This window comes from Pedobacter sp. GSP4 (assembly GCF_051857575.1).
Lineage (GTDB): Bacteria > Bacteroidota > Bacteroidia > Sphingobacteriales > Sphingobacteriaceae > Pedobacter.
In genome coordinates, this window is record NZ_JBPZIR010000010.1 from 226,459 (window position 1) to 250,520 (window position 24,062).

A 24,062-nucleotide genomic window follows, 5' to 3' on the forward strand; every position below is an offset into this window, starting at 1 on the left:
GGAAGCATTTAACTAATGACTTTTTTTCGAAAAGCGTCCCGGTTTTAAATCGGGGCGCTTTTTGTTTTATTCCTTATTTCTTGATCAGCTTAAATTTCTTCATCTGCTGTCCGTTTTTAACAATTACCCCCACATACACACCACCGGCCAAAGTATTCAAAGCAAAGCGGTTGGTACCCGAGGCTTTCTCGTCAAAAACTTTCTGTCCGAGCATATTAAATATAGATAGGCTGTAATCCTCAAATGATCCACTCAAAATAGTAAGGTAATCGGATACCGGGTTGGGATAAAAAGAAAAGTCGCTTTCCTTAAGGAACACAGCCGAAACCAGATCACTGGTGTATCTTCCGTTGGCTGTTTCGAAAGTTACCCTGTAAAACTGGATGCCAAGTTTTGGTTTCTCATCGAAAATGCTGTAATCGAGCTGATTTTGAACAGGCGGTGTTTGTTGTAGAACAGTATAGGTATTTACACCGGTTTGTTTTTCCCACATGATGTTTTTGATGTCGAGCGTAGTACCAATACTCAGATCGAGTTTTATTTTGCCTTCATCTGTTGTTGCAGCAGTTAAACTTCTTACATAGCAGGAAATCCCTTGTTGCGTATAATCAATAGTATAACTCTTTAAACCGGTAAAACCAGTGCCATTTGCCCCTACTGCAAAATACTTACCCGCAATTTTACTTGGATCCAGTTTCACAATTGTATCAGTAACTGTTAAAACGGGAGCCAACTGGTTATTAACCAATCCGTATAGGGTATAATCTTTAGCGTCCGGTTGTGGACTCCAATTTAACACCACACCATCTTTACAGGCGTAACCTACCCTTAAACTCAATGGTGCAGAAAGCACAAAATTTTGGCTTAAAATCACATTTCCCTCTACTTCCATTTTTAAAACGGCTTTCGAAAATAGATCAGGGGCATTCCAACTGTAAAAGCCTGTACTTAAATCTACCCCCTGGGCCAGTAGTTTCCAGGTATTACCATCATCGTAACTGATGGATAAATTACCTGTTTTGGAAGCATAGGTATTCTCCCACCTGATATAATTGGTTTCTCGGGCAAAGAGATGGCCTTCCTTTTCGGGCGTAATAAAAGAAAAAGTATTTTTAAGGGTATAACGATAAGCTAAGGCAAAATTTTGCTGCGTTCCCTGAGTGATCCGGTTTCCTTTTACATGGATTTTAAAGCTCCCAGCTGAGGGGTTTCCTAAAGTGACCTGCTGGGTATTGTTGATCAGATCTAATTTACGCACTGCAGGTTCGGCAAGCGCACTTAAACTTGCAGCACTGTTTAACACCCAGGGCAGGGTAATTTCTCCTGATGGGCTTTCGATACTGAGATCCAAACCATTTACCAAGCTCTGCGCCGAATTTACTGCCGCAGCAGGATCATTCCACGATATGGTTAATTTTACTTCGGCTACGTTGGCAGGCACATTTAAGGGAAGCACCAAATCCTGCCCTTTGGCCACCGTATATACACCAACCCTGTTTTCATCAATTGTTTTTAACGATTGTGCTACGTTCAGTTTACCAAAACCGTACACATAATCTACCTGTGGCGTACCTAAATCATCAGCTGAATTAACCAAGGTAGCCCTAATTAGTGCTGCCGAAGGTGCCCTGTTAAATTTCCGCCGGTATAACTGTTCAACCAGTGCAACCGAGCCACTGGTAATGGCCGCAGAGCCCGAAGTTCCATCCTCACCCAAGGCCACAAGTTCGGGTTTTACTCGTCCATCATAAGCTGGGCCCTTGCTGCTTAACCGTTCAGAAACATTTTCCCTGTTTATACCCCCTATTACCAGCAGGTTTTTAGCTTGCTTAAAATTACCGGTAAGGTTTGCTCTTTCTGCTAATCCCTGATAAAACCCGCTTGCAGAGGTAGCTACGCCTTTATTTCCGGCAGAGAAAACATGGATTATTGTATCCGTTTCAAATACCTGCTTATCATAGGCCGCCGCTTCAATTCCATAATTATTATCGATATCGGTACCGTAAGAGTGATTTTGAACCCTGATCTGAAGTTTACCTAAATCAGTAGCCAGGTCTGGCATGAGGTTAATAAAATCAGAATAGGCAATTTTGGCTTTGGGTGCTGCGCCAAGTCCGCGGATAAACGAATTGCCGCTCCCGATGGCAAGTGTAGCCATAGTTGTAGCATGCGAAGTTATTTTGCCATTTGTATTGGCACCTGGCACGGTTTTACCCAAAAGATCAAGGTCCGTCTGATCGTACATTTCCTCTTTAAGCGAAATATTTACCCCAGTACCATCAATTCCATCAAAGAGGCTACGGGCATTGGCAATCTGGTTTAAACCCAGATCGAGTCCGTTGATAACCACTTCGGTTTTGGGCAGCGGTATAATGTCCGCATATAAAACATTATCATCTTCCAGTATATCACTTACCGCTATAATCGGAATAGAAGCCGTAAAGATATTATTGGATACGTCGCTCGAAGTCATTTTTAAATGTTTAAGCGCCTTTGATAAAGTAGCGATGTTTTTAACTACCAATCGAACCAGTAAAGAATCACTTTTTTTGCCGCTTTTATTAAGTGCTTTGATTAAACCATCGCTTGCTTTCCATAACCCACTCGCCTGGCCCTGGTAAATAATAGTTTCGTTGAGGTTTGAAACTGCTTTTTTTTCTACAATAAAGTAATCGGCAGATAGCTTTTTTTTGGGGTTCAGCGAACGGATTTCATCAGCGGTTAAGGCATGGTTAAACCTAACCAATATCAGTTCAGCAGGCTGTAATTCTTTAAAATTAACTTTCGATGAGCTAAATTTTTGAAAGTTTTTTTCTATTCCACCAGGTTGTACCTGTGCGTTTAAACGAAATACACACAGACATATACATATAACTAAAAATACATTAGTGACTCTCAAAAAATATTTTGTTGTAAAATTTTGCTTACATGATAAATCTTCTCTAAATTAGTATTTATAAGGTAATTCGCAAATTATTATTAACTAACTTATTCAACCATCCCTTTTCAAATCTAACCAAGATGAAAAAAACAAAATTTTTATCAGCTGCCGCTGTGTGCATGCTGTTCACAACACTATACTCTTGTAAGAGTAATAATACAGAAAATGCAGTGGAAAACAAAACTGATATTTCGGTAAATACTCTTTCACAGATCAAATCATTAGGCTTTAGTACCGATAACATCCGTAAAATAGATGAGGGTTATCTTGTTGAAGGAGATATCCTGCTAACAGACGATAACCTGACCGAAATTTCTACCGGTGCAAACCTAAATATCGCAGAAACGGAACAGTACAGAACCACAAATATTGTTAAATCGTTGCCACGCGTAATTACAGTATCGGTAACCAATTTGCCTCAAGTGTATAGCGATGCGGTTAATACCATGATTTCGAGATACAACTCTTTAGGTCTGCGCATCACCTTTCAAAGGGCCAGCGCCGGAACAACCGGAAACATTAATGTAGTTGGTTTTAACGAAGGTCCGAGTGGCGGTTTTATTACCTTGGGTTCTGCAGGCTTCCCTACTTCTTCGGGCCAGCCATTTAATCAGATCAGAATGAACACCAATGCCGCAGCTTATGGTGCCAATCCTAATTTATTGTACCTCGCTTCTGTGATCCAGCACGAAGTAGGCCACTGTATTGGTTTCCGCCATACCGATTACATGAACCGTGCTTTTAGCTGTGGTTCGAGCGGTGCAGGCAATGAAGGCCAGTCAAACGTAGGTGCTGTTAGGATTCCTGGCACACCTTCTAGTCCTGATGCAGCTTCGTTTATGTTGGCATGCTCTAATGGTGGTAACCGCACCTTTAATGCAAACGACGTAATTGCCGTGAACTACCTTTACAAATAAAATTTAAGCGGAATTACCTTAACAAGAAAGTCCTGAATAATTTCAGGACTTTCTTGTTTTCACAGGTGGACACGGATTAACGCAGATCTTCCAATTGTGGTTCGTGAGGACACGACCCATGGCTGTTGGCTTGCTCCCTACTTTTTTAGCCACAGATGCGCACAGATAAACACAGATTTTAAGGCTTATTTATATGCGCCCTTTTTATGTATGCGCCCTTTTTATGGTTCGTGAGGACACGAACCAAGGCGTTGAAAGGTGAAAAACAAATCCTCTCCCTTTTTAGCCATAGATGCGCACAGATAAGCACAGATTTTAAGGTTTATTTATATAAATCCTTTTTTTATGGTTCGTGAGGACACGAACCATGGGTGTTGGAGTGCTCTATCCTTTTTTAGCCACAGATGCACACAGATTGAGGTGCATTGTTGATGTTCAACCTTTTGAAGTGGTTCGTGAGGACACAAACCATGGCTGTTGAATTTGAAATGCTGCATGGAGTTAAATAAACCTGATCGCGCCGAATAGCTCCCGATTCCTTCCAATCGGGACTATAGGCAAGAGCAGGACTGGAATAACCGAAGTACTACAGTGATTGCTTTTCAATAAATATTAATCAGATAATAATTTACAACACCCTATTTTCTAAATGATAATGGTTCGCGAGGACACAAACCATGGCGGTTGAAAGGTGAAAAACAAATCCCCTCTTTTTTTATCCACAGATGCGCACAGATAAACACAGATTTTAAGACTTATTTATATGCATCATTTTATTATGGTTCGTGAGGACACGAACCATGGCTGTTGGAGTGCTCTCTCCTTTTTTAGCCACAGATGCAGACAGATAACTACAGATTGAGGTGTATTATTGATGTTCAACCTTTTAAATCGGTTCGTGAGGACACGAACCATGGCGGCAGAGGCTTATCCGTTCTTTATGATTTTTGAGCGCACCAACCACGTCAATTGGGTAAACACAGCTTTATACGCATCTGTGTTTACCCTTTTAATCTGTGGTTTAATTTTTTAATACAGCTTATTTTCCGTTCTGCTCAATATCCCTGTCCATTTCAACAAGATCTACATCGCTTGGGGTTGAAAAATCGCCGATTAGGTATTTGTTAAAATGATCTGCCAGTTTCCAGAAAGCATATTCTGTCATATCGCCAAAGGCATGGCGCTGACCGGGAATAATTAGGAAATCGAAACGTTTGCCAGCTTTCATCAGCGCATTGGCCACGCGGATAGAGTTTGCAGGATGCACATTGTTATCAACATCGCCATGCATCAACAACAAATGTCCTTTTAGGTTCTTCGCTAGATCTGGATTTTTATCAATGCTATATTTAAATGAGGTATCGCCTTTTAAAGAAATGGTTTCTTTTACACCATGGTGTTTTTCGCTCCACCAGCGGTTGTAAATGCTGTTATCGTGGTTACCTGCGTTCGAAACCGCTGCTTTAAAGAAATCGGGGTAAACCAACATTGCAGCTGTAGACATAAAACCTCCTCCAGAGTGCCCGGTAATACCTACTCTCGATTCGTCTATATAGGCGTATTTAGCTGCCAATTGCTCAATTGCAGTTTTCTTGTCCGCCAAACCGTAATCGCGCAGGTTTCCATAACCATAAGTGTGGTACCATTTAGAACGCGAAGGATTACCACCACGGTTACCCACTGTAATTACAATGTAGCCAAATTGCGCCAGGCGCTCGGTGCGGTCCATGCTTTTGCTGAAGGCTTTGTTTACCGCCTCGGTTTGTGGACCTGGATATACATACTCAATTATAGGGTATTTTTTATTCGGATCGAAATCGAATGGTTTGTACATCACACCATATAAATCGGTTATTCCATCATCTGCCTTTACTTTAAAGGGCTCAGGAAATTTATAACCTGCAGTTACCAGCAAAGATAAATCAGTGGTTTCCAGATCCATTACTTTTTTTCCGCTGCCATCGTAAAGCGTAGCTTTTGGTGCAGTATTTACCCTCGAGTAATTATCAACAAAAAAAGTATTGTTATCGTTCATGTTCGAAGCATGATCAAAATCGCCTGCATTTAAAAGCTTCATGTTCGAACCGTCAAAATTAATGCTGTAGAGGTGCAGGTAATATGGGTCTTCTTTACCTTCGCGCCCATTTGCGGTAAAATAAAGTATGCGCTTTTTCTCGTCGATATTTACAATACTTTCGCAGTGGAAAGCTCCTTTGGTAATCTGGTTTTTAAGTTTACCGTTTTCATCAAAAAGGTAAAAATGCGCCCAACCATCTCTTTCACTCCAGTGGATCAGTTCTTTGCCATCGTTTACCAAACCCGGACGGTTTACCTCAACATAGGTATTAAAGCGCTCATCAATTAAAGGATTAACTTTTCCGGTAGCAATATCAACCGTACCAATATCAATGCGCTTTAAATCGCGGCTGGTACGCGAGAAATAGAAACGGCTATCGTTACCTAACCAAATAGAAGGACGGAATTCGTTATCGCGGTCTTTATTTAAAGATGGTTTGCTCCATACCGAAACGCTTTGATCCTTAAACGCTGCAACATTTAGCTTTTTATACGATTTGGCTGCAAAATCAAACAGTAAAACCTCATCCTGCGGGGCTTCTGTTTCGCCCGGCATTTGGTATTTATAGGTTTCTAAAGTTGGACGGCCCGGGGTTACACTGTTAATTACCCAAAGATCCTTCACCTTGCGCGAGTCAGTCCTATCCAACACAAAATATTTCGAATTGGGCGACCAAAGCACATAAGCACCACGGCGCTTTTTGTTGTTTTTTTCGTTTTCTACATTGTTTTCGCCATCGCCATCACTTCCGTACGAATAAAACTTAACACCATCCTTGGTCAGTTGATGTTCTACAATAGTACTGTCGTCTTCGTTTTTAACAGCCTTTTTGTAGTTTTCCTTATCCATCCAGTACAGGTTGTAATTGCGCGAAAAGATAATGGCCGATGAATCTGGCGCCACAGAACCCCAGCCCGGTTTAGGTTTAGGCCTGCTAAAATTGGGCACTTCGGTTAATTTGGCTGTTGCCAGTTCATATTTGAAAGAAAATATTTTCTTCTGCATAGAATCTGCGGCTTTTTTATCTTTTCTATCCTTTTTTAATTCATCAACACTGCTTTTAACCTCGAAAGAGATACTTTTTTCATCAGCAGCAAATTTTAAGTTTTCTAAAGGCAGGTGCTCTGCATCAAACGGATCGCGCACAACCAAGGTAATATCAGATGCCAGCTTAGCATTATCGAAAATTACTTTTTTGCTTTTGGTGGCCGGATCAACCAGGTACCAGAACTTACCTTTAGGACTTTCGAAAGTGTACCAAAAACGGTTACTCAACTTTAGCCAATGCGGATCTACCGAAGTAGAATACACCATTTTTTTCAGTTTATTTGGCGAAAAACGCGAAGCAAGCTGATAATTCGCCTTTGGCTGAGGCTGAATATTTTCGGTTATGGTAAATGTTTTGTTTTGTGCAGCTACAGTTAAGCATAAAAACTGCGCACAGAGCAGGAGTTTATAAAGTTTATTCATTAAAATTTGTTTGAACCGCTAAATTATTTAATTAAAGCATATTAAGCAGGAAATAATATGTAATAAAAGCGATAGTTAGCGCTATTTTCTTTACATAAAATAATTATTAACACAATTTATTTTGATGGTTAAATAATTGATGGATTTTATAGTTTTGTAGCCATATATACTAACGATGAAATACAACTTTTTAACCATTATAACTGCCGGAATAATTTTATTTGCCAGCTGCCAATCTAAATCTCAAACAGAAAGTGCTACCGCTAAAGATGCTGCCGGGCAAAGCACCAAAACCGCTGCAGCTACCGGAACCCCTGTAGATGTATCAAAAATAAAAGTGGCTGATGCCAAAACCATCCTCGCCAGAAAACAGGTGCCTATTTTATGTTATCACCAGGTAAGGAACTGGAAACCAACTGATGGAAAAGTAGGTAAAGATTATATTGTAGAAATCCAGAACTTTAAAGATCAGATGAAAATGCTGGCCGATAGCGGTTACCATACCATTTTACCCGATCAGCTTTACGCCTACCTTAATACAGGTGCTGCATTACCGAGCAAGCCCATTATGCTTACTTTTGATGATACAGACATGGACCAGTTTACCATTGTGCGCCCTACTTTAGATAAACTTGGCTTCAAAGCCGTTTATTTTATCATGACGGTTTCTATCGGCAGAAAAGGCAAATTTGTGGATTACATGACCAAAGAGCAGATTAAACAACTATCTGATGAAGGAAATATTATCGGCAGCCATACTTACGACCATAAAAACTTTAAAAAATACGCGGGTAAGGATTGGGAAGAGCAGTTAGATAAACCAACCAAAAAACTGGAAGAAATTACCGGCAAAAAGATGACCGAGTTTGCTTATCCATTTGGTTTGTGGAATGCAGAAGGTATACCTGAACTCAAAAAACGCGGTTTCAGAATGGCTTACCAATTATCGACCAAACGTGATGAAAAAGATCCTTTGTTTACCATCCGTAGGATTATTGCGAGTGGTTACTGGTCGCCAAAAACATTAAGCAACAGCATTAAAAACAGCTTTTAAATCACACATTGTTGAAAGATTATGAAAAGTTTTCTGCTTATTGGTGCCATTTCTAGCTTGTTTTTAGGCGCTTGCCAGTCTAATGGGGCTTCGAAACAAAAATCTACGGCCAAAGCAACAACTGCCGATCAGGTAACAACAGATTCAGCCAGTACCAAGCCTGCCGATAACAAAACCATATTGGCCCGCAGGGAAGTTCCCGTACTCTGTTACCACCAGATCAGGAACAATATTGCCAGCGATAGTAAAAGGGCGCACGATGATATTATAGCCCCTGATAAATTTCGCGAACACATTAAAATGCTGGCCGATAGCGGTTACCATACCATCCTGCCCGATCAGTTGTACAATTACCTGGTTTATGGCGCCAAACTGCCAGAAAAACCTATTATGATTACCTTTGATGATACCGACGAAGATCAATTTACCATAGGAAATGCCACGTTGAAAAAATATGGTTTTAAAGGGGTTTATTTTATCATGACAGTATCCATTGGGCGAAAAGGCAGGATTAATTACATGACCAAGGAGCAGATTAAGCAACTTGCTGATGAGGGGAATACCATTGCCAGTCATACCTACGACCATAAAAATTTTGCAACTTTTACCGATGCCGATTGGACAACACAGATTGATGAACCTACAAAAAAGCTAGCGCAGATTACCGGCAAAAAGGTAGAATACTTTGCTTTTCCTTACGGCGTTTCAAAATCATCTACCTTACATAAGTTAAAAGAACATGGCTTTAAGGCCGCATTTATCCTATCAACCGCAAGAGACGAAAACTACCCGCTTTACACCATTAGAAGGATAATTGATCCGGGAAGATACACCGCAAAAAACCTGTATTACAGTATTAACAAAAGCTTCAATAAAACAAAATCTTAGTTTTGGGGGTTAAATATTGAGCAATGTTTAAAGGTTAAGGTCAGCAGAAAATAAAATATTGCAACTTTACGGCCTTTAAACATTTCAACTTTAAAAAACATCCTGAACCTATGAAATATTCTCTTCTCCTATGTGTTTTCGTAATGGTTGTGCTCAATGCCTGCAACAATCCAAAAAACACGGGCAATACTATCGAAACAGCAGATAGCACCGCCAATATAAAAACAGAACTTACCGAAAGTTTTTACAAAAGATTGGAAGGTACAATTGCCGGCAAAAAGGTGGTGGTACACCTGCAAAAAGTAAATGACGATGTTAGCGGAACTTATTATTATGATGGTTCATGGCTCAACTTATCAACCGATACCCTGGTAGGAAAAGATAGTATTCTGCTAACGGAATACAGTTTTTACGAATCGTACTTTACCCAGGATTTTAAATCGCCCCATTTAGCTTTAAAGTGGAATGGAAACGGCTTTAACGGAACATGGGAAAGTGGCGATAAAACCAAAAAATTCCCGATTGCTTTGACAGAAAAATATCCGGAAAACAGTTACGCTTTCAATGCAGGTATTTACCAAGATTCGGTTAAAGCTCTGCCCAACCAGGCAAAATCGCCAGTAGCTCAAATTAGCTTCGAGTACCTCGAAAGCACCAGCAAAGACGAATTTGGCACCTGGTTAAATACAGAGCTAAAAAAAATAATAGGTATTAAACCAACTGTTGACCGTAAAACGGGCTTTAAAAACATTGCAAGTGCTTATTTTAAAGACTATAAAACCCAAGTTGCCGAACAGCAAAAAAATGGCAGGGATGATGATTATCAGGCCTGGATGAACTATACCAACAATAGCCAGCAATCAGTCACTTATAACGATAATGGCTACGTAGTGATCGATTTTTTAGCCGATGCTTACACTGGTGGCGCGCATGGCAATTATGGCAGTACCATGTACTGTTTAGATGTGAAGAACAAAAAGCAACTGTTGCTGAGCGATATTGTAAAGATAGATACCAATAGCTTAGCCAAAATTTTAGAACGTAATCTCCGCAAAGATTATAATATCAAGGCAAAAGATGCTTTAAGCACTGTGCTGTTTGATAATTTTATAAAGCCGAACAAGAATTTTTATTTCAATGCCAATGGACTTGCCTTTATGTACAACCCCTACGAAGTAGCGAGCTATGCCCAAGGACAGATTGTAGTTTTTATACCTTTTGCCGAGCTAAAAACCTTTTTGGTTCCCGAATTTGCACAGCGTATGGGGATTAAGTAGCTGAAAATGCTAACTGCAAATTGAAAATTGCCTACTGAAAACTATTGTTTATTTAAGCTCCTGGCCATCTGGCACTCTTCCGAAGGAGGAGAATAGCGTTTGTAATTTCCTCTACTAGAAGGGGTTATCGCAGACCGGGGTGTTAAAATGGAATTAAATAATCAGTAGAGCCTTAAGCTATTTTAGCAAGGGTCACCTCGGTTTATCATTTAATGTACCTTAGTTTATCATTAACGCACCCCGGTTGATCATTAATGCACCTCGGTTTATCATTAACGCACCTCGGTTTATCATTATCGCACCTTGGTTTATCATTATCGCACCTTGGTTTATCATTAATGCACCTCGGTTTATCATTATCGCACCTTGGTTTATCATTATCGCACCTCGGTTTATCATTATCGCACCTTGGTTTATCATTAATGCACCTTGGTTTATCATTATCGCACCTCGGTTTATCATTAACGCACCTTGGTTTATCATTAACGCACCTCGGTTTATCATTAACGTACCCGCGATCTAGAACTACACCCGAGATTTATATTATTGCACCAGTGATCTATAGAACCGCACTTAAAATATCTCTTTCACTAAATAATCCTTGCCATTAAACTTAAAACTTTCATTTTTAGCTTTCCCGATTAAAAACCGGCCAATTGGTGAAGCCTGGGATACAGCGAAGAATTGCTGTCCATCGGCATTTAATTCGCCAGCACTAATGCTGATGTAGAAATTCCCTTCAGAAGTTAAAACCAAACTTCCGTTTTTAACCACTTTGGACGCATCTACATTTTCTATCTGTTGCAGGGCAATTTTCTGCTGACCTGCCTCGTACAAAAGCTTATTGTTGCGGTCCATTTCCTGTTGCATCATTTCGCGCGTGGTTTCATATTTATCGCCTGCGCTGCTTTTTGTATCATCGTTCGAAGCTTGCCTGGCCTGCTGCAATGAGTATTCTATATTTTCTATCCTTTTTTGGATAAAATTTAAGCAAAGCTGATACAATTGGGTTTTTAATGTAGACATATGATGTAATGGAAAATGGGTGATGGAAGATGTTGGATGGATAATAGCTACACGTCTTACGGACGCTCCTTCAAAGGAGGAGAACTCCGTAGCTCAAAAGCTAATTTTAAAATAGCCTCGATTTTCTTTTTCGGAATATCATCAAGGTGGTTAATCAATAGAATTTTCATTTTGGCTCTTTTCTCCTGCAACAGCTCTTCGTGTTCAATTTTATTCCCATCAACAAAACCAATGTACGGCTGATGGAGCTTTTTGTGGATCCAAAGATAACAGAACATTTTTCCTTTATGGTAATAAATAGGCATTCCATATTTCCAATGCTCTGTAATATCGGCATAGGCCATTAAAAACGATCTTAAATATGCCAAACAGCTTTTAATAGGCTCGTCTTTTTGTTCAAAATAGTGATCAAGAGGGTTTAGCATACCTAAAGATGGAATTGGTAAAATGGATAATTCTTAACTTCTTCATAGCAACTAGTTTGTTGACGATTAAGGCATTAAGAACATTAAGTTTGGAGTTATCTCTTAGTCAGCTTAACTTCTTAATGGTCAAATGAATATTAACCAATAGCAACATCGACATTATCTTAACCTTAACTCCTTAATAATATTATGTTTTGGACCATTAAGGCATTAAGGCATTAAGAGCATTAAGTTTTGGAAGTTAATCCTTAATCAGCTTAACTTCTTAATGGTCGAAAGAATATTAACCAATAGCAACATCGACATCATCTTAACCTTAACTGCTTAATAATATTATGTTTTGGACCATTAAGGCATTAAGAGCATTAAGTTTTGGAAGTTAATCCTTAATCAGCTTAACTTCTTAATGGTCAAATAAATATTAACCAATAGCAACATCGACATCATCTTAACCTTAACAGCTTAATAATATTATGTTTTGGACCATTAAGGCATTAAGAGCATTAAGTTTTGGAAGTTAATCCTTAATCAGCTTAACTTCTTAATGGTCAAATGAATATTAACCAATAGCAACATCGACATCATCTTAACCTTAACTCCTTAATAATATTATGTTTTGGACCATTAAGGCATTAAGAGCATTAAGTTTTGGAAGTTAATCCTTAATCAGCTTAACTTCTTAATGGTCAAATGAATATTAACCAATAGCAACATCGACATCATCTTAACCTTAACTCCTTAATAATATTATGTTTTGGACCATTAAGGCATTAAGAACATTAAGTTTGGAGTTATCTCTTAGTCAGCTTAACTTCTTAATGGTCGAAAGAATATTAACCAATAGCAACATCGACATCATCTTAACCTTAACTGCTTAATACTACTATCTTTTGGACCATTAAGGCATTAAGAACATTAAGTTTTTGAAGTTACTCTAAATCAGCTTAACTTCTTAATTTCAAATGATATAAATTACCCAAATACGGCAGTTCGAAGTTAATAATTCCAAACTAATAATGCCTAAACCAGACTCAAGACTATGAACTATGGACCATAGTCTAAAAACTACTCCTCTATCCAGCTTACTTTTTCTTCAATCGGCTTACGGTTTGGTTGCCAAGGTTTTTCGTTATGATAGCCCATGTAAAACAGTCCGATGCATTTTTCGTTTTCCTTTAAATTTAAAAAACTGCCCAGATCATCAATCAATGGCGGCGAACTCCAATAGGCACCAACCTTTAAACTTTCGGCGGTTAGCGCCATGTTCTGCACGGCACAGGCTACAGCAGCCAATTCTTCCCATTCAGGAATTTTACCACTTACTTGCATATTGATGGCAATAATACAATCTGCCTGACTCGTTTTTTCGGCAAAACTATCGTATTTCTTCTGTAAAAACTGTTGTGGACTTACCAATGCTTTATACAAACGACCTAGCTCTTCGCCCAACTTAGCTAAGCCTGCTTTTCTGATCACCACAAAACGCCAGGGCTCTGTTAATTTATGTGTTGGCGCGTAATTAGCCGTTTCTAAAATCTGGTTAATCACTTCAACAGGGATTTCTTTTTTAATATAACTAGCAGGAAAAATACTGCGGCGTTCTTTTATTACTTTTGAAACGATATCGTATGTTGTACTCATCTGGTAAAAGTAGCTAAAAGCTGAAAGACTAAAGCTGAAAGGGAAAGACAAATTTAATCTCTTCTGAAAGATTTGACTTTATCCTAACCGATACAAGGTTGAAGGCTGAAGGCATGAAACTCCCAAATGAAAATTGAGAACTGAAAAACTGCTAACTGCCAACTGAGAGCTGTTTCCTAATCTGCTTTACCTTTGCAAAAAACGCTATACTTTCTTTATCTATCAAAAAATCCATGGTCTGAAGCAATTCTTCCCTTATCCAGCTGTGCTTAGTATTTAAATTGGCTAAAATATTGAGGCAATGAGATTTTACGGCCACCGGAATGTGATCATCAATAAGCCAGGCAAAAACAATTTCAACCACATGATCGGTATCATAATTTGCCATGATTTCCTTAACCCCTGCCGATGCGTTTTTCTTGGTCATAAACGCCAAGATTTTAACATAGTGCCTAAGTGCCGACAAATTGCCTTGATGCTCAAATTTTTCTAAAAAGTAAAGTGCATAAGGCAAAAACCTTTGCTGATGGTTGGTATAAACATTTTCTAAAATCCATGCCGATCTAAAGCCAATCTGCTCATCGTGGTAAAAACTTAAATCAATCAGTTCTTTTACCGAAAAGGTTTCTTCAGAGGCTATTGCAGCCAGTTTTTCTACCTTACTTTTTTGGAGTGTTGTTTTTATAGCTTCGAGCAGGATACCGTTTTGCATGCCGCTAAAATAAGCTTTTGGTTAAAAAAACCTCACAGCTTTTAAAAACTGCGAGGTGATCAATAAGTTTTAATGTTCCGGAACAAATACTTTATTACCAAAAATATCGGTTTTATAAGTCCCTATTTTCTTACCGCTGCCATCTTCAACTATAGTATTACCGAAAATATCTTTCTTTTGTTTGGTAAGTACGTTGCCCCTTTCATCAACGATAACGGTATCGCCAAAAATATCGGTTTTCTGTTTACCAATGGTGCGTCCCTTACCATCTTCTATTACAACGTTGCCCGAAATATCTTTTTTATAAACACTTATGGTTTGCCCACGATCATCTTCAATAATGGTATTGCCAAAAATATCGGTCTTTTGTTTAGTGGTTATTTCTGTTTTTCCATCCCCGGGCACTATACCGCTTAAAGGCTTTTCTACCAGGCTTTGCCCCTTTTCAGTTTCTAATACAGTATTACCAAAAAAGTCTTTCTTTTGTGTGCCTACCATTTTTCCGGCTTCATTTTCTAAAATGGTATTGCCGAAAAAATCCTGCTTTTGCTTGGCAATAGTCTTACCATCCTTATCTACAACAATGGTGTTGCCAAAAAAATCTTTCTTTTGTTTACCAATGGGATTATCTTTTCCATCAACCAGTATGGTATCGCCATAAAAGTCTACTTTGTATTTATACTGAGAAGTTTGGCCGTAAACCACGACGGAAAAAGCAGACATGAGAATGCCTAGTGTTAATTTTTTCATATTGATTTCATTTTGTGTGTAGCCCTAAAATACAAAATAATGCTGCTAAAAAGACCATTTAGGCAGGTATTATTTTTAAGCGGTGGGTTTTAACAAATTGGCCAAAAGCACCAACCTTTGTTAACTAAACCCGGTAGTAGCGAACACGCAGTGCAACGGAGTAAAGCGAATAACGGGACCCCCCCCCCGACAAAGAACAGAACCCTCCATTTTCCACCCAAACTTTTCAACCTCAAACCTCACAACTTTCCAACAATCAACAACCTTCTGCCTTTCTACCCTCAACCTTTTTCCCTATCTTTGCGGCTTATTTCAATTATAGCATGATTTCAGTTTCTAATTTATCGTTACGATACGGCAAACGCACATTATTTGAAGATGTTAACCTAAAATTTACCCAAGGCAACTGCTATGGTGTAATTGGGGCTAATGGTGCAGGTAAATCTACTTTCCTTAAAATTTTATCGGGAGAGGTTAACCAAACTTCGGGCAGTGTAGCCTTTACTCCTGGCGAAAGAATGGCCGTTTTAAAGCAAAACCATTACGAATTTGATGAGTTTTCGGTATTGGAAACGGTAATGATTGGCCATAAGGAACTTTATGCCATTATGAAAGAGAAAGATGCCATTTACATGAAAGAAGATTTTACCGAGAAAGATGGCGAACGTGCCGGAGAACTGGAAAATCTTTTTGCAGAAATGGATGGTTGGAACATGGAAAGCAACGCAGCAACCATGTTAAGCAACCTGGGCATAACTGAAGATAACCACTATAAACTGTTAAAGGAGTTGGATAATACACAAAAAGTACGTGTGTTATTGGCTCAGGCGTTATTCGGTAATCCGGATATTTTATTGCTGGATGAGCCTACGAACGATTTGGACATCGAAACCATTGCCTGGTTGGAAAACTTTTTGGCCGATTACCAGAATATTGTATTGGTAGTATCGCACGATAGGCACTTTTTGGATGCTGTTTGTACGCATATTGTAGATATCGACTTCGCCAAAATGAGTATCTACACCGGTAACTACACTTTCTGGTACGAATCTAGTCAGCTGGCCTTAAAACAGCGTAGCGACCAGAACAAGAAAATGGAAGATAAGGTAAAAGAACTACAGGAATTTATCCGAAGGTTCAGTGCCAATGCTTCAAAATCAAAACAGGCTACTTCGCGTAAAAAAGCTTTAGATAAGATCGATATTACTGAGATTAAGGCATCGAGCCGTAAATATCCTGCAATTATTTTCAACAATACAGGCCGTGAGGCTGGCGACCAGATTTTACAGGTTGAAAACTTAGGTAAAACCGGAAACGATGGCATTTTATTCGATAAAGTTACTTTTATGGTAAATAAAGGGGATAAAATTGCTGTTTTATCGCAGAATAGTTTGGCTACCGCAGCATTTTACGATGTGCTAACCGGTCGCGATGCTGACCATAAAGGTGAATTTAAATGGGGTGTAACCATCAGTACTGCCGATATTCCGAACGATAACTCTGAATATTTTGCAGGTAAAGATGAAAACCTGGTAGATTGGTTGCGCGAATATTCTGGAACAGATGCCGACGAGCAGTTTGTACGCAGTTTCTTGGGCCGTATGTTATTTTCGGGCGAAGAAGTACTTAAAAATGTTAAGGTGCTCTCTGGAGGTGAAAAAATGCGCTGCATGTTCTCTAGAATGATGTTACAACAGGCCAACCTATTGATGTTTGATGAGCCAACCAACCACTTGGACCTGGAATCTATCGAGGCATTGAACAATGGTATGAAAGATTTTAAAGGTGCCATTTTATTTACTTCACGAGATCACCAGTTAACAGAAACGGTGGCCAACCGCATTATAGAAATTACACCAAAAGGCACTATTGATAAGTTAATGACTTATGATGAATACATTAACAGCTCAGATGTTGCAAAACTGCGCGAAGAAATGTACGCTTAATACAATAAGATCTTAAATGGAAAAAGAGTTTTGATATGATGTCAAAACTCTTTTTCTTTATACCATAATTTAAACGATGAAAACGCTCCTCTCTCTCCTGCTTTCTTTGATCTGTTTTTCTGTTTCAGCCCAAAAAACCGATTCTACACATACACATTACCGCTATGTACGCGGCGGCTTTATTGAGCATTCTACAGAATTGAAATCGCAAAGAGGTGTTAAAAACGGCATAGCAACAATCCTTTCGGGCAAAAAGAAACTTGCCACAGGTATGTATAAAAACAATGAACGGATAGGCCGCTGGCATTTTTTCTGTCCCTTGGATACACTTGAGCAGATATACAATTATTCTACCAAAAAACTTGAGTACAACGCTCCAATTGAAGAGTTAACGTTCGAAATCGACTCACTAAAAGAAGGTGATAAAGTTATCTATCCGGCCAAAATTGGCGGGCATTTATATGGGATGTACTTTTTAACCTCACGCTTTCGTATTCCGAATGAAGTAAAGAACATCAAGGGTTTTCATAAGTTAAACTATATTTTTACGATCAGCGATAGCGGTCAACTGACGAACTTCGAGGTAAAAATTTCTTCTTTATCTTACAACAAAGCTGAAATTATGGATCTTTCCAAATTGCACCCCGACGATCTTGCCTTTGTACCTGCAAAAGTTAACGGCCATGCCGTAAAGAGCAAATTAATTGTAAATGGCGATATCACCGTAGATTAGACCAAAAAGCCTTATCATATACAGTAATTTCAAAAAAATAATTTCAGCTGTAGCGTTTTCATTTCATTAATCGTTTTAGAAGAAAAAAGTGTTAATGGCCATTAACCAATTTTGTTCATAAAAATTGATTTAAACACTGAAATGAAAACGAATTTGAAAAACTTTAGCATCACCACAAAAATTATATTCTCTCTCCTAGCAATTACATTAACCATAACTGCCTGTAAAAAGGATTTTAATAATGACCCGATAGAGGCTGCAGGAATTGGTTTTGTACACGCCTCACCAGGAACAGCTGCATTGGATTTTATACTCGATAACCAAAAAATAAACAGCTTTACCTATACCAAAGATTTAGGCTACTATGCTGCATATCCGGGTACAAGGTTAATCGGTGTAGCTAAAAAAGATACATTAAAATATTTAACAACTGCAACCGCAACCTTAAATTCTGGATCTTTTTATTCGGTTTTTGTGGTAGATACCTTAAAATCGACCAAGCTGTTAGTGCTTCAAGATGATTTAAAAGCACCAGATGCAGATAAAGCCAAAGTAAGATTTGTAAACCTTAGCCCCGGAACAGCAACTTACGAGTTGGCTATTGCCGGAACAGAGGCCCCACTATTTCCAGCAAAAGCATTTAAAGAATTTACCACTTTTAGCAATATTGCACCGAACGACAGCTATACTTTCCAGTTGAAACAGGGCAGTACCGTTAAAGTTAGCTTGCCGGCAGTTAAAATTGAAAAAGGAAAAATTTATACCATTTGGGCAAAAGGATTATCAAGTAAAACAGATAGTACAGGACTTGGCTTATCAGTTATGACAAACAAATAGCACATCACTCTACCTGTGAGATTGAAAATTGACACCACTCAAAAAATTGGGTGGTGTTATTTTCGTAAATTTGCAAGCAATTAATCATGATAAACCTTTAATAAATAGTCCTTTACAGGGGTGGCAAAAAAAATACTCAGTTTTGAGGAAATTTTAAAAGGCTGTGTAAAAAACGACAATGGCTGTAAAGAAATGATGTACAAATCATTTTATGGCTATTTAATGGGCATTATTTTAAGGTATACCAAAAACACTTCAGATAGCGAAGAGCTTGTAAACGACAGCTTTATCAAGATTTTTAAGCACGTTGGCAATTTTAAACCGCCTAAAAACCCCGAAGAGCTGCAGCGCTCTTTTAAGGGATGGATTGCTCAGATTGCTTCGAGAACAGCTATAGATAAAATACGGAGTTCAAAAATTCAATTTTATGTTGATGATCTGGCAGAAAACGAACACCCGGTTACCCAGGTTTCGGTGGCCTCAGAACTTCATGTTAACGATATTTTGAATTTACTAAATTACTTACCAGATACGCAGAGACTGGTGTTTAACTTATATGAGATTGAAGGATTTGCACACGATGAGATTTCGAAGATGCTGAACATACCCGAAAGTTCGAGCCGCGTTTACCTTACGCGCTCTAAAAATAAGTTACGTACCCTTTACCTAAATACCTTGGTTAATTCATATGAAAAAAATGGATAAGGAATTAATTGAGCATATTACATCGCAGCTTCAAAACCACGAGGAACAATACTCCAATGGTGCCTGGGAGCGCTTTTCTGAAAAGGAAGAGAAAAAACGGGGGATTCATTTTTGGCCTGTATGGGCGGCGGCTGCCCTAATTTTAATATTTGGCGGGGTGTTTTTTGCCCTTAATACCAATAACCAAAAAAACAACATAGTTGCCAATAAAACCAAAACACAACAGAAAGAGAAACAAACCACTACAGGTATTGATAAAAATACTGACCTTATTACCAAAAATGATGCGGTTTCTACATCAAAAGTGGATATTATTAAGGCAAATGAACTTGCAATGGCTAAGTCAGTGGTAAATGGTACCAACTCCAAAATTTCAACCGTAGTGCAAACCGGTTATATCATTGCGAATGCGTTTCAAGAAAAGGTTTTACCAAGCACCAATATGTTGGATAATAGCATGAAAAATATTGCACTTTCTAACTCTAACTATGTACCAAAAGATTTTGATATTTGGAGGGAAAAGAAACAGGCACAACCCATTAAAAAAACAACATTTGAGGAATTATTGGCCCATGATAGCCGTGCAGACCAAGGCCTTGCAGCTTCGAAAACCAACCAACCTTCCAAATGGCAGCCTGATGTATACGTTGCCCCCGCCATGGGAAATGATAATAAGGTAAATATGAACTATGGTTTTTCATTATCGTATGCCATAGCCAACAAACTGGCCATAAGCTCGGGGGTTTCTTACGCCTCAATAAGTACAACCGAATCTTTAAATGCTTCTGCACCACAAACTTTAACAGGCAGGAACCTCGCATCGGTTGATGCTAAGGTGCGCGGAATTAACATCCCATTGGAATTAAAATATAACATCAGTGATAAACTGTATACCGGTATCGGAGTTTCGGCATTGGCCGTTTTAAATAACTCGCAAGAGAACAACTACATTGTTAACCAGGTACAAAATGTGTCTTATTCTTCAGCAAACGGCATCGCCGATCAGAAAATGCTGATTGTACAGGAAAAAACCACCGAACCACAGCCAGAAACCAATATTGATCCGGATAAGTACATTGGTTTTTACAATTTCTCTTTAGGTTATAAGCAGAAAATATCGAAAAAGAACAACATTGCTATCGAGCCGTTTTTAAGGTTGCCGATGAAAAGTTTTTCTAAAGAAAACCTTAACCTTACCAATGGTGGACTAAGGTTGAAAATTGATTTTTAGGATAATTTAGATAATTATTATATTTGGTTAAATACCTAATATGAAGAATATCAAGCCGTATCCAACTGAAGAAGAGCTACCTCCAATTAAAACACTTAATGAGGTAGATTTTTCTGCTTATTACAGTTATGCAGATTACATGCGTTTCGCTTTTGATGAGCGTTTGGAAATTATCAAGGGCCACTTGTTTAAAATGAGTCCCGCTCCTTCCAGAATCCACCAAAAATTACTGGGAAGAATTTACGTACCCATTTACAATAGCTTAAATGGCCATAAATGTGAAGTGTATACCGCGCCATTTGATGTCCGCTTAGCGAAGAAAAGCCTAGACGATAAAGAAGTTTTTACGGTAGTACAGCCAGATATTGTGGTGGTTTGCGATGAACGTAAGCTCGATAAACGTGGCTGCATAGGCGCACCGGATATTGTTGTCGAAATTTTATCACCCGGCAACAATAAAAAGGAGCTGATCAACAAATATGAGGTTTATGAAGAAGCAGGCGTTAAAGAGTATTGGATTGTAAGCTCTTCGGAAAAAACTTTTTTCAGGTATATTCTTGATGATAACGGGAAGTTTCAGCCAACCAAACTGCTTACCGAAGGCGAAGAAGTAAGCACACCGATTATGCCCGGGTTCAAACTTATTTTAGAAGAGGTTTTTCAGGATTAGAATAAATTTTATGAAAAGTAACAAGCCGTATCCAACTGAAGAAGAGCTACCTGCAATTAAAACACTTAATGAGGTAGATTTTTCTGGATATTACAGTTACGCAGATTACATGCGCTTTACTTTTGATGAACGATTGGAAATCATCAAGGGCCACTTGTTTAAAATGAGTCCGGCTCCTTCCCGTCTTCATCAGGGTGTTTTAACCAATATTTTTGGCCCTATTTACAATATCCTCAAAGGGAAGCAATGCAATGTTTATACTGCGCCATTTGATGTCCGCTTAACGAAGAAAAGCCCAGAAGATAAAGAAGTTTTTACGGTAGTACAGCCAGATATTGTAGTGGTTTGCGATCATCGTAAACTCGATAAACGTGGCTGCATAGGCGCACCGGATATTGTTGTCGAAATTTTATCACCCGGCAACAATAAAAAGGAGCTGATCAACAAATATGAGGTTTATGAAGAAGCAGGCGTTAAAGAGTATTGGATTGTAAGCCCTTCGGAAAAAACTTTTTTCAGGTATATTCTTGATGATAACGGGAAGTTTCAGCCAACCAAACTGCTTACCGAAGGCGAAGAGGTAAGCACATCGATTATGCCCGGGTTCAAACTTATTTTAGAAGAGGTTTTTCAGGATATATAAAGTGATATAAAAAAAGAAGCCAAGTTTATAAGCATATTGCCATAAAACTTGACTTCCTTTAAAATGATAGTTTATATCTTAATTAGTGACCTGAATGACCATCAGCTCCATGTGCATGACCATGAGCCAGCTCATCTTGAGTAGCTTCGCGCACGTTAAGGATTACACCGTTGAAAACTAAATTTTTACCAGCCATTGGGTGGTTTAAATCTACTGAGATGGTTTCATCATGAACAGCTGTTACACCTGCTCTGAACTGGTTACCGTTATTATCCTGCAAAGGAATAACATCACCAACATTAGGCAACTCGCCACCAGCTTCAGTAAACATCGTTTTTGGAAGATCGGCAAAAGCACCTGGATCAATGTCTCCGTAACCATCTGCAGCAGATAGCTCGAAACCATACTCATCACCAGTTTTTAAACCGGTTAAATGCTCTTCAAATTTAGGCAACATCATGCCAACGCCATATAAAAATACTAAAGGATTTTGTTCATCAGCTTTTTCTACAAAAACTTGTTGTCCTTCTTCGTTAGTAGTATGCAATTCGTAAGTTAACGCTACTACAGAGTTTGGTGAAATATTCATTTAAATTATTTTATTGTAAATACTCTAATGCGTCCTCAACAGTGTTAACCGGCAACTGGCATACTTTATTTCGGCAAATATTTATTAAACTTGTTATAGTGCTTTTAAATATTGCTGGGCAAAGATAAGTTAATTATTTACCTAACAAAAAAGATGAGCTGATTGTTCAGAAAAGAATATAAAATTTAGTACTAGTACGAAATGTAGTACTGAAAATACTTATTATATCTTGGAGATTACCTTTAATAAAATTACTCTAACTGCTCATTTGAGAGAACGCAATCAATTGTTATCACACGGTTTTAGTCAAAATATCCAAATCTTTTAGAAGTTTAGGAATTCTAAACTCACCATGCATCTCCTTAATAAAACTTGAAGCTTCTTGTAAATCAATCCCTATAGAAGTTAAGAAGAGAGGTTTTTTACTTTCCCCTCGTAAAACAGCGCTTTTATTATTACGAATTGCCACAAAATCTGATTTTGCAACCCCTATAACAGGTATTTTTTGCCCCAGTTTTTCATATAAATGACCACCTAATCCTAATCTTTTATCATCGTCCAAATAAACAAACCCATCCACTATTATAAACTCCACATGGGTTAAATCAATTTTAGTGATAAGATTTAAGATGCATGGCAACTCCCTTTTGTAGAATTCTCCTGAAATGTAATCTTCAATCCCAAAAACAATATCAGAATAGATAGCTGTTTCTCGTTCAGATTTCCATTCTGCAAAACTTAAACAAATAGTTTGAGCCTTATCCTCAAAGTAAAATGTGTCAAATGCCAATATCATTAGTCAAATTTAATTTCCGCACATTTATTTGTGTGATAACCATATAATTCAACTATTTTATCATCTTGTAAGTGCTTTTTAAGAGAGGTATAGTTATGAATTAAAACTGATTCATCTGATATACTTACGCGATTTTCATTTTGTCTCTTAATTGCATCACTGATTATTTTTTCTGCTACGGCAATTGCTTTATCCTTATAACCTTCGAGATATAAACAAATAGTGTAGTGACTAATCTGATGGTCTAGTCCGCTCGTAGCGTCACGATTATCGTCATAACGGGTGTATTTTCTCTCAAATAAATCTGATAAAAACCTTATAATGATTTTATCAAAAAAAATAGTTTGAATTTTACATGGAGAATTATCTTCTGAAAAAACCGCATTAAAGATGACAACATCTCCATTAGGAGAAAGGCGATAACTTCCAAGTTCATCGCTTTTTGTCATAGGATTACCGTTCTTATAAAAATAAATCCAATCTTTCCGAATTAATAACCCGTCAGCATCCCAAATAACGTTATCAATAGCACTGTCATAACGCAACTGCCCATTGGCGTACCACTCCTTTCCTGAAACATATTTTCCACTTTCATAAATACAATCTTCAAGGTGTAAGCTCCCCTGTTTTTCAGACCATTCAAAAGTATAATTTTGTCCTCAACTTTCCTGCAATAAATCGATGGGAGATTTGAAGTTCAATGCCTGGTGTGGTCGATGGTAATTATAGTCCAT

At 38.3% G+C, this 24,062-nt stretch carries 21 protein-coding genes; 11 read left to right on the forward strand and 10 right to left on the reverse strand.

All coding sequences use genetic code 11. From position 1 onward, the window contains the following. Positions 1 to 73 precede the first annotated feature (73 nt). Positions 74 to 2,899 (reverse strand): S8 family peptidase, encoded by a 2,826-nt coding sequence (locus tag ACS5PU_RS21600; RefSeq protein ID WP_439461248.1) that lies wholly within the window; start codon positions 2,897 to 2,899, stop codon positions 74 to 76. A 122-nt stretch (positions 2,900 to 3,021) separates the two neighbouring features. Between ACS5PU_RS21600 and ACS5PU_RS21605 the strand changes: the two genes are divergently transcribed. Further along, a complete protein-coding gene (locus ACS5PU_RS21605) occupies positions 3,022 to 3,858 on the forward strand; it encodes a M57 family metalloprotease (RefSeq protein ID WP_439461249.1) in 837 nt (278 codons plus the stop codon). 1,039 nt (positions 3,859 to 4,897) lie between these two features. Here ACS5PU_RS21605 and ACS5PU_RS21610 read toward each other — a convergent pair. Further along, positions 4,898 to 7,405, reverse strand: a complete 2,508-nt coding sequence (locus ACS5PU_RS21610) for a DPP IV N-terminal domain-containing protein (protein ID WP_439461250.1) — start codon at positions 7,403 to 7,405, stop codon at positions 4,898 to 4,900. Between the two features lie 175 nt (positions 7,406 to 7,580). On the opposite strand from ACS5PU_RS21610, the gene ACS5PU_RS21615 reads away from it, so the two are divergent. From ACS5PU_RS21615 to ACS5PU_RS21625, 3 genes are all read left to right on the forward strand, one after another. After that, complete coding sequence (locus tag ACS5PU_RS21615; RefSeq protein WP_439461251.1) at positions 7,581 to 8,459, forward strand: polysaccharide deacetylase family protein; 879 nt, start codon at positions 7,581 to 7,583, stop codon at positions 8,457 to 8,459. Positions 8,460 to 8,480: 21 nt separating this feature from the next. Further along, positions 8,481 to 9,347 carry a polysaccharide deacetylase family protein gene (locus ACS5PU_RS21620; protein ID WP_439461252.1) on the forward strand — a complete coding sequence of 289 codons (867 nt, stop codon included), beginning with the start codon at positions 8,481 to 8,483 and terminating at the stop codon, positions 9,345 to 9,347. A 110-nt stretch (positions 9,348 to 9,457) separates the two neighbouring features. Further along, positions 9,458 to 10,624, forward strand: coding sequence for a DUF3298 domain-containing protein (locus tag ACS5PU_RS21625; protein WP_439461253.1), 1,167 nt, complete (start codon positions 9,458 to 9,460; stop codon positions 10,622 to 10,624). A gap of 573 nt (positions 10,625 to 11,197) precedes the next feature. Here ACS5PU_RS21625 and ACS5PU_RS21630 read toward each other — a convergent pair. The 5 genes from ACS5PU_RS21630 to ACS5PU_RS21650 form a co-directional block, all read right to left on the reverse strand. Then, a complete protein-coding gene (locus ACS5PU_RS21630) occupies positions 11,198 to 11,650 on the reverse strand; it encodes a 3-oxoacyl-ACP synthase (protein WP_439461254.1) in 453 nt (150 codons plus the stop codon). A gap of 56 nt (positions 11,651 to 11,706) precedes the next feature. Beyond that, positions 11,707 to 12,018, reverse strand: a complete 312-nt coding sequence (locus ACS5PU_RS21635; RefSeq protein ID WP_439461255.1) for a DUF1801 domain-containing protein — start codon at positions 12,016 to 12,018, stop codon at positions 11,707 to 11,709. A 1,122-nt stretch (positions 12,019 to 13,140) separates the two neighbouring features. After that, positions 13,141 to 13,716: a nitroreductase family protein gene (locus tag ACS5PU_RS21640; RefSeq protein ID WP_439461256.1), complete on the reverse strand. Its 576-nt coding sequence runs from the start codon at positions 13,714 to 13,716 to the stop codon at positions 13,141 to 13,143. 151 nt (positions 13,717 to 13,867) lie between these two features. Beyond that, positions 13,868 to 14,428 carry a hypothetical protein gene (locus ACS5PU_RS21645; protein ID WP_439461257.1) on the reverse strand — a complete coding sequence of 187 codons (561 nt, stop codon included), beginning with the start codon at positions 14,426 to 14,428 and terminating at the stop codon, positions 13,868 to 13,870. 69 nt (positions 14,429 to 14,497) lie between these two features. Continuing rightward, positions 14,498 to 15,178, reverse strand: a complete 681-nt coding sequence (locus tag ACS5PU_RS21650) for a hypothetical protein (RefSeq protein WP_439461258.1) — start codon at positions 15,176 to 15,178, stop codon at positions 14,498 to 14,500. Positions 15,179 to 15,501: 323 nt separating this feature from the next. Between ACS5PU_RS21650 and ACS5PU_RS21655 the strand changes: the two genes are divergently transcribed. From ACS5PU_RS21655 to ACS5PU_RS21685, 7 genes are all read left to right on the forward strand, one after another. Beyond that, positions 15,502 to 17,124, forward strand: a complete 1,623-nt coding sequence (locus ACS5PU_RS21655; protein WP_439461259.1) for an ABC-F family ATP-binding cassette domain-containing protein — start codon at positions 15,502 to 15,504, stop codon at positions 17,122 to 17,124. Positions 17,125 to 17,200: 76 nt separating this feature from the next. Beyond that, positions 17,201 to 17,857, forward strand: a complete 657-nt coding sequence (locus ACS5PU_RS21660; RefSeq protein WP_439461260.1) for a hypothetical protein — start codon at positions 17,201 to 17,203, stop codon at positions 17,855 to 17,857. A gap of 141 nt (positions 17,858 to 17,998) precedes the next feature. Beyond that, positions 17,999 to 18,694, forward strand: a complete 696-nt coding sequence (locus ACS5PU_RS21665; RefSeq protein WP_439461261.1) for a DUF4397 domain-containing protein — start codon at positions 17,999 to 18,001, stop codon at positions 18,692 to 18,694. Between the two features lie 120 nt (positions 18,695 to 18,814). After that, positions 18,815 to 19,399, forward strand: coding sequence for an RNA polymerase sigma factor (locus ACS5PU_RS21670; RefSeq protein ID WP_439461262.1), 585 nt, complete (start codon positions 18,815 to 18,817; stop codon positions 19,397 to 19,399). After that, positions 19,392 to 20,630 carry a hypothetical protein gene (locus ACS5PU_RS21675; protein WP_439461263.1) on the forward strand — a complete coding sequence of 413 codons (1,239 nt, stop codon included), beginning with the start codon at positions 19,392 to 19,394 and terminating at the stop codon, positions 20,628 to 20,630. Before ACS5PU_RS21670 ends, ACS5PU_RS21675 begins: the two co-directional genes overlap by 8 nt. 40 nt (positions 20,631 to 20,670) lie before the next feature. Beyond that, entirely contained in the window at positions 20,671 to 21,300 is a 630-nt protein-coding gene (locus ACS5PU_RS21680; protein ID WP_439461264.1) for a Uma2 family endonuclease, read from the forward strand. A gap of 10 nt (positions 21,301 to 21,310) precedes the next feature. Continuing rightward, positions 21,311 to 21,943, forward strand: coding sequence for a Uma2 family endonuclease (locus tag ACS5PU_RS21685; RefSeq protein WP_439461265.1), 633 nt, complete (start codon positions 21,311 to 21,313; stop codon positions 21,941 to 21,943). A gap of 82 nt (positions 21,944 to 22,025) precedes the next feature. Here the strand turns inward: ACS5PU_RS21685 and ACS5PU_RS21690 are convergent, their stop codons facing one another. The 3 genes from ACS5PU_RS21690 to ACS5PU_RS21700 all read right to left on the reverse strand — a co-directional run bounded on the left by ACS5PU_RS21690 (position 22,026) and on the right by ACS5PU_RS21700 (position 23,777). Continuing rightward, positions 22,026 to 22,532, reverse strand: a complete 507-nt coding sequence (locus ACS5PU_RS21690; protein ID WP_029280752.1) for an FKBP-type peptidyl-prolyl cis-trans isomerase — start codon at positions 22,530 to 22,532, stop codon at positions 22,026 to 22,028. A gap of 292 nt (positions 22,533 to 22,824) precedes the next feature. Continuing rightward, the gene (locus ACS5PU_RS21695) at positions 22,825 to 23,328 is read right to left on the reverse strand and encodes an endonuclease V (protein WP_439461266.1); all 504 of its coding nucleotides are present in this window, start codon (positions 23,326 to 23,328) and stop codon (positions 22,825 to 22,827) included. Then, complete coding sequence (locus ACS5PU_RS21700; protein WP_439461267.1) at positions 23,328 to 23,777, reverse strand: hypothetical protein; 450 nt, start codon at positions 23,775 to 23,777, stop codon at positions 23,328 to 23,330. Before ACS5PU_RS21700 ends, ACS5PU_RS21695 begins: the two co-directional genes overlap by 1 nt. Positions 23,778 to 24,062 lie beyond the last annotated feature (285 nt).

Bases quoted from the DNA above. Each gene is read 5' to 3' on its own strand.
- ACS5PU_RS21700 (WP_439461267.1), bottom strand. From the start codon at position 23,777: ATGACAAAAAGCGATGAACTTGGAAGTTATCGCCTTTCTCCTAATGGA.
- ACS5PU_RS21645 (WP_439461257.1), bottom strand. From the start codon at position 14,428: ATGCAAAACGGTATCCTGCTCGAAGCTATAAAAACAACACTCCAAAAA.
- ACS5PU_RS21640 (WP_439461256.1), bottom strand. From the start codon at position 13,716: ATGAGTACAACATACGATATCGTTTCAAAAGTAATAAAAGAACGCCGC.
- ACS5PU_RS21660 (WP_439461260.1), top strand. From the start codon at position 17,201: ATGAAAACGCTCCTCTCTCTCCTGCTTTCTTTGATCTGTTTTTCTGTT.
- ACS5PU_RS21685 (WP_439461265.1), top strand. From the start codon at position 21,311: ATGAAAAGTAACAAGCCGTATCCAACTGAAGAAGAGCTACCTGCAATT.
- ACS5PU_RS21605 (WP_439461249.1), top strand. From the start codon at position 3,022: ATGAAAAAAACAAAATTTTTATCAGCTGCCGCTGTGTGCATGCTGTTC.
- ACS5PU_RS21675 (WP_439461263.1), top strand. From the start codon at position 19,392: ATGGATAAGGAATTAATTGAGCATATTACATCGCAGCTTCAAAACCAC.
- ACS5PU_RS21665 (WP_439461261.1), top strand. From the start codon at position 17,999: ATGAAAACGAATTTGAAAAACTTTAGCATCACCACAAAAATTATATTC.
- ACS5PU_RS21620 (WP_439461252.1), top strand. From the start codon at position 8,481: ATGAAAAGTTTTCTGCTTATTGGTGCCATTTCTAGCTTGTTTTTAGGC.
- ACS5PU_RS21695 (WP_439461266.1), bottom strand. From the start codon at position 23,328: ATGATATTGGCATTTGACACATTTTACTTTGAGGATAAGGCTCAAACT.
- ACS5PU_RS21650 (WP_439461258.1), bottom strand. From the start codon at position 15,178: ATGAAAAAATTAACACTAGGCATTCTCATGTCTGCTTTTTCCGTCGTG.
- ACS5PU_RS21680 (WP_439461264.1), top strand. From the start codon at position 20,671: ATGAAGAATATCAAGCCGTATCCAACTGAAGAAGAGCTACCTCCAATT.
- ACS5PU_RS21615 (WP_439461251.1), top strand. From the start codon at position 7,581: ATGAAATACAACTTTTTAACCATTATAACTGCCGGAATAATTTTATTT.
- ACS5PU_RS21625 (WP_439461253.1), top strand. From the start codon at position 9,458: ATGAAATATTCTCTTCTCCTATGTGTTTTCGTAATGGTTGTGCTCAAT.
- ACS5PU_RS21610 (WP_439461250.1), bottom strand. From the start codon at position 7,405: ATGAATAAACTTTATAAACTCCTGCTCTGTGCGCAGTTTTTATGCTTA.
- ACS5PU_RS21630 (WP_439461254.1), bottom strand. From the start codon at position 11,650: ATGTCTACATTAAAAACCCAATTGTATCAGCTTTGCTTAAATTTTATC.
- ACS5PU_RS21655 (WP_439461259.1), top strand. From the start codon at position 15,502: ATGATTTCAGTTTCTAATTTATCGTTACGATACGGCAAACGCACATTA.
- ACS5PU_RS21690 (WP_029280752.1), bottom strand. From the start codon at position 22,532: ATGAATATTTCACCAAACTCTGTAGTAGCGTTAACTTACGAATTGCAT.